The 5,648-nt window shown below is 46.6% G+C and carries 5 protein-coding genes and 1 pseudogene; 4 read left to right on the top strand and 2 right to left on the bottom strand.

The genetic code is table 11. The annotated features are described in order from the left end of the window. Together H6S82_RS15840 and H6S82_RS15845 are read left to right on the top strand one after the other, a co-directional pair. Positions 1-299: pseudogene (locus H6S82_RS15840) on the top strand (ComF family protein); the annotation flags it as partial. A 77-nt stretch (positions 300-376) separates the two neighbouring features. Continuing rightward, a complete protein-coding gene (locus tag H6S82_RS15845) occupies positions 377-874 on the top strand; it encodes a PPC domain-containing protein (protein ID WP_322112002.1) in 498 nt (165 codons plus the stop codon). Between the two features lie 28 nt (positions 875-902). Here the strand turns inward: H6S82_RS15845 and cobS are convergent, their stop codons facing one another. Beyond that, positions 903-1,694, bottom strand: coding sequence for an adenosylcobinamide-GDP ribazoletransferase (cobS, locus tag H6S82_RS15850; protein WP_190473018.1), 792 nt, complete (start codon positions 1,692-1,694; stop codon positions 903-905). Positions 1,695-2,233: 539 nt separating this feature from the next. Between cobS and H6S82_RS15855 the strand changes: the two genes are divergently transcribed. After that, positions 2,234-2,686 (top strand): hypothetical protein, encoded by a 453-nt coding sequence (locus H6S82_RS15855; RefSeq protein ID WP_190473016.1) that lies wholly within the window; start codon positions 2,234-2,236, stop codon positions 2,684-2,686. 114 nt (positions 2,687-2,800) lie between these two features. Here H6S82_RS15855 and speA read toward each other — a convergent pair whose 3' ends face one another. Further along, entirely contained in the window at positions 2,801-4,810 is a 2,010-nt protein-coding gene (speA, locus tag H6S82_RS15860; protein WP_190473013.1) for a biosynthetic arginine decarboxylase, read from the bottom strand. A 158-nt stretch (positions 4,811-4,968) separates the two neighbouring features. Between speA and ndk the strand changes: the two genes are divergently transcribed. Beyond that, complete coding sequence (gene ndk, locus H6S82_RS15865; protein ID WP_190473071.1) at positions 4,969-5,418, top strand: nucleoside-diphosphate kinase; 450 nt, start codon at positions 4,969-4,971, stop codon at positions 5,416-5,418. The last annotated feature ends 230 nt before the right edge of the window (positions 5,419-5,648 follow it).

Raw genomic sequence — 5,648 nt, forward strand, 5'->3', positions numbered from 1 at the left:
CTGGGTTGCCCATAGAACGATATGGTTTGGAACGGGTGCGCGATACAAAACCACAGTTTGGCTTGTCTGCGGTAGAGCGAAAAGAAAATGTGGCCGGGGCGTTTGAATTGGGAAAAGGATTTTCGCAGCGTCGTCCTGCTTCAGCAATCCTGTTGTTAGACGACATTTATACGACTGGAGATACTGCAAGGTCTGCTGCCCATACGCTGCACCAACATGGAATACGAATCTATGGCATAGCAGCGATCGCTACTCCTGGGCCAACTAATTCTTTCGATCGCACTAAACTGGAAACCTAAGTTAGTTGCAGCTATTCTGAGATGCGACCCGAGCAAATCGCCAAAAATAGATCTATTCCGGTAAATTAACTTTATAATTGAACAATTTGCTTTTTGCCAAAATATTGCCCTTCATGATGATTAAAGCTTTTGCTGCTCGTTTTAGCCAAGCCCTGCTCGTTCCTGCAACCTTGCTGGCAGTTTGCTTAAGTACACTGACAGTTCGGGCTCAAACTCAAAGTCGGTTGTATAACCCTATTTCCTTACCAGCTAATAATGAAATTACCGATTCCCTCTCGGACAAGGATATTCCCACGGGCCAAGGCGGTTTTGCCCGCGACTATGCCGTAACTTTGAATACAGGAGACAACGTGGCGATCGATCTCACATCCGAAAACTTTGACACGATCGTCACCTTGCTGGCTAAAAACGGCACGACGGTTGCGGAAAATGATGACGGGCCCGACGGCAGCACCAACTCGCTGCTGTTCACTCGCATTAAAGATAACGGCACTTACATTATTAGAGTGCGGGCATTTGGGGAAACAGCGGGTGGTGAATTTAAGCTCAAAGTAACGCGCTTGCGGGAGATTTAAGAAATCGGGAAATTACTTTCATCCCATTCTAGAGTCCGGTGAGGAGACAGAGTAGTAAAGCTTCCGTCCACTCCACGACAGCGCCATAGGTATCGCCGGTATGACCGCCTAATTTGTGATTAAACCACGCACCGGTTAGAACGGCGATCGCACTACCACCAAAAACCATACCTGCTGCCATCAGCCAGCTGCGCTCATCGACAATAACTAAAAACCCGCTCAGTCCCAGCAGCAGGACGAAACCAGGAATGAGGTCGGAAGCTGAAGGGTTGGATTCCTTATGAATTGCGCCTTTCCCGGTAGGCTTGAGGTAGGGATAGCAGATTATAGCCACCAATTGCCCCCAACGTCCCCAACCTGCCGCCGCCATCAAAGCCAACCAGCGGTAAGAATCAATATCTCTTAAAGCAACTGTTTTCAATAACAAAATAGCGATCGCCGCCATCGCGCCAAAAGCCCCCGTCACGCTGTCAGACATCACCTCTAGGCGACGTTGGGGATCTGGTACTGCCAGCCCATCTGCCGTATCCATTGCACCATCCAAATGCAATCCGCCTGTGACGGCAATCCAAGCCACGATCGCAAGGGCAGACCGGGTAAGTATCGGCATACCCAGCAGATGCAGCCCAGCATCCAGCAGCCCTAAAATTCCGCCAATCGCCACTCCTACGAGTGGGGCGAGGCGGGCTATGCCCCGGAAAGCTAGCGTCCAACTAATGGGGACGGGCAGACAGGTGTAAAAGGCGATCGCCGCAGCCAGCGTACTTGTCTGCTGATGCCAAAACTGACGAACCCATCTAACCCAGTGTCGATGACTCATATCGGAACTACTCTCGTTTACCTAAAGGTACAACGGGAATTCTGAAAAATTTAGCCATTTTGTTAAAAAATTAAAAGCTCCTTGCATAGGCTTTTGAATGGTAATAAAGGATTATAGATTGTAAATTGCTCATATGCTCATTTTATCGCTTGTTAATCAGCTTTATCTTTCTCATACTCGCATATGCGCCAAATTATCCCCTTTAATATCCCACCTCCGGCATTTGGCGCAGTGAATTACGTAAATTTAATGATGGGTTGGCTAAAAAATCTAGGATAAGATGATCTCGTTAATAAGATTTGTCTGGTAAGCATTCGCAAAATATTTGTTGAGATTGCCAGCAGATTTTATTTTCATCGTCAGATTTCTAACTCGCGCTGCCCCTAACCTTGTATTCCCGCTGGCAATTATCTATCCCAGGGATAGGTGTACGCTTTCTCTCTCAAGGATTAAGTTGGTCTGTAGGGCTTGACCCTGCTGTTACATTTAACCATTTTCTGCAAATATGAAGGCTCATTGAGACTAGAGGTATTTTCCTTATGAGTCAAGATCAATTCCCTACCCAGCTGCCTGCCCCTTGCATTATAGATACCGGCACTATCGTTAACAAGTTAGATATGCGGAGAATTTTAACGGATTTGCGCCATGTCCGTTACCTCCACATTCAGGACGGTAAATTACAAAGCGAGGGAGAAGGTTTTGTGCTGGAAGTTTTTGGCGATCCCAATCGAGCAACCTTAGTTGCTAACCATGCCCTCTATCTTAATGTCTACAGTTTTGATTGCCTGGATCTGAAGCAGTCTCCCCAGTGCGAATGTTATTTCGATCTAGTGCAAGATAGTCGTAGATTGCGGCTGATTCCCCTATCGAATCCACTGCAAGAGGCAGTAGGTGACAATTTCAACGAAGCTGACTTGGAAGCGGTGGTCGATCGAGTCCTTTCAGCGAAATGGGATCTTAATATTGACGATGATAACGATTACTCTTTTTGAACTATTCCCCGTAAATTGCCAGAACCATACTCTGAGCTTTCTGTCTACTTTTATGAGTTGGAGAGAGAATAAGAGAGTTTAACTCCCGTATTCTCTCCCTTGATGCTTTCAACCTTACTCGCTTTGAGGAGAAAGATAGGTATAACGACCGAGACTGCGTTCGTAATTTTGCAGCAACAGTTGAGATTCTTGCAAGGTAATTCGTTTTTCTTGAAGTGCTTGTTCGCAACGTTGACGAATACTTTCTACAAGGTCTTCAGCATCGTATTGAACATAGCTGACAACTTCGCTCATCGTGTCACCTTTGACAACGTGTTCGATTTGGTATCCTTTGGGCGTTAGCTGTATATGGACAGCGTTTGTATCGCCGAATAAATTGTGAAGGCTACCCATAATTTCTTGATAGGCTCCACTTAGGAATATGCCCAGGTAATAAGGTTCACCCGGTTTGATGGTATGCAGTTCTAAAACTGATTTAACATCCCGCAAATCGATAAATCGATCGATTTTACCATCGCTGTCACAGGTGAGATCTGCCAGAATACCTCGCCGCGTAGGTTCTTCATCTAAGCGATGAATTGGCATGATGGGGAATAGCTGGTCGATCGCCCAACAATCCGGTGCAGATTGAAACACCGACAGATTGATGTAATAGATGGAAGCCATGATTTTTTCCAGGTCTTCCAACTCATCGGGAACGTAATCTTGCAGTCTGGTAATGGCGAGAATCTTTTCACAACAAGCCCAGTAGATCCGCTCTACCCTGGCACGTTCCGTGAGGCGCAAAATCCCCAAATTAAAGCGACTGATCGCTTCTTCTTTAAACTGAGTAGCGTCGTGATAGGCTTCCTGATAATTCTCAGTGTTAATTGATTGATAGGTTTCCCAAAGGTTCCAGACAATGGGAGGTTCTCCATCTTTGGGAGGTTCTGGCTCTCCGAAGGGGACATCAGAAGTGCTGAGAACGTCAAAAATGAGTACAGATTGATGAGAAGCGATCGCTCTACCACTCTCGCTAATTAACGTCGGTACTTGTACTTGTTGTTCGGCGCAGGCATCCTTCAACTCTGCCACGATATCGTTGGCATAGTTCTGCATATTGTAATTCTTGGAAGCGTAGAAATTCGTTTGGGAACCGTCGTAGTCCACACCCAAACCGCCGCCGACATCGAGATACTTCATGTCAGCTCCCAGCTTGGCTAATTCCACGTAGATTTTGCTAGCTTCCTGGATAGCGTCTTTGATAACGTGAATAGCAGAAATTTGAGAGCCAATGTGGAAATGTAACAGTTGCAAAGAATCTAATAAATTAGCTGACCGCAACTTATCAACAGCTTGGATAATTTCGGGAATAGTGAGGCCAAATTTAGCGCGATCGCCACTAGAGCTTCCCCAACGTCCCATGCCCTGAGTACTCAGCTTAGCGCGGACGCCTACAATTGGTTTAATACCCAGTTGTTTGGCGGCGTTAATCACCAAATCTACTTCTTCCACCTGCTCTAGGACAACTATAGGTGTTTGCCCCAGTCGCTGCGCCAACATTGCCGTTTCGATGTATTCTCGATCTTTGTAGCCGTTGCAAATCAGAAGAGCTCCTAGCGTATCCAACATCGCCAAAGCGATCATCAGTTCTGGTTTAGAACCAGCTTCCAAGCCGAATTGATGAGGTTTGCCAAATCTGACTAAATCTTCAAGGAGATGCTTTTGCTGGTTGCACTTGACCGGGTAAACACCACGGTAGACACCAGGATAGTTGTAGCGTGCGATCGCTTTAGCAAAGCAAGCATTCAACCGCTCAATCCGGTCTTCTAAAATATCTGAGAAGCGAATCAACAACGGCAACTTCAGGTTTCTATCCTTAAGCGCATTTACCAGTTCAAACAAATCCAGCGAACCGCCGCGTTCGCCTTTGGGAGAAACTGTAACCCGACCGGCAGCATTAATCGAAAAATACGGCTCACCCCATCCCTGTATTCGGTAAAGCGCTTCGCTATCCTCAATAGTCCATTGCCGGGAAACTTCTCTGGTTACTGGCAGAAGCCCTTTTGATTTTACTTCCGCTAACGCCGATTTTCCGAGTTTTTCTTGGAATACTGTTCCATCTGCCATTGGCTGTGCTGCCATACTTTTCCCCCCTTGCAACGACTACCGAATAATAAATCTAGCGTATTTGCAAAAAAGTAGCTGACCGATTTTTGGGAAGCGATCGGCAGAATTTGGAAAAAGGAGACGGCAATTGCTTTACGATACGCTGTGAAGGAATTTTGGGAGCAAGTGTTGTAGTGGAACGCACATTTCTAGCAGTCAAACCGGACGGCGTACAGCGCGGACTGGTCGGCGAAATCATCCGTCGTCTAGAAGCCAAAGGTTTTACCCTCGTCGGACTGAAACTGATGAAAGTCAGCCGCGAACTTGCCGAACAGCACTACGACGTGCATCGGGAAAAGCCGTTTTTCCCCGGTTTGGTTGAATTTATCACCTCTGGCCCCGTTGTGGCTATGGTTTGGGAAGGTGAAGGCGTAGTAGCATCAGCACGGAAACTCATCGGCGCTACCAACCCGCTGACAGCCGAACCGGGAACCATTCGCGGGGATTTTGGTGTCAGTGTCGGTCGTAACCTCATCCACGGTTCGGATGCTGTGGAAACGGGACGGCGCGAAATTGCTCTTTGGTTCAAAGAAGAAGAGTTGGTAAGTTGGCAACCCACTTTGACTTCTTGGCTCTACGAATAATTTAAAGGGAAAAGATTTGTTTTCTTTCCTTTTCTCTTGTATACATACATGATGCCATTGGTGAATCGATGGCATTTTTTTTATAATTCACGATTTAATATTAAATCTGCGATTGCTACCCCTTTTTAAACGAACCGCTTTCGACGCGAAGAGCGCGAAGAAGGAAGAAAGAAGATAAGGATCGTCATGGCGTTCGAACGCGGCGTCTCAGGTTGGACATCGTTCCAGAG

The sequence above is a fragment of the Planktothrix sp. FACHB-1355 genome, assembly GCF_014748295.1.
Taxonomy (GTDB): Bacteria; Cyanobacteriota; Cyanobacteriia; order Cyanobacteriales; family Aerosakkonemataceae; genus Aerosakkonema; species Aerosakkonema funiforme_A.

Bases quoted from the DNA above. Each gene is read 5' to 3' on its own strand.
- cobS (WP_190473018.1), bottom strand. From the start codon at position 1,694: ATGAGTCATCGACACTGGGTTAGATGGGTTCGTCAGTTTTGGCATCAG.
- H6S82_RS15855 (WP_190473016.1), top strand. From the start codon at position 2,234: ATGAGTCAAGATCAATTCCCTACCCAGCTGCCTGCCCCTTGCATTATA.
- speA (WP_190473013.1), bottom strand. From the start codon at position 4,810: ATGGCAGCACAGCCAATGGCAGATGGAACAGTATTCCAAGAAAAACTC.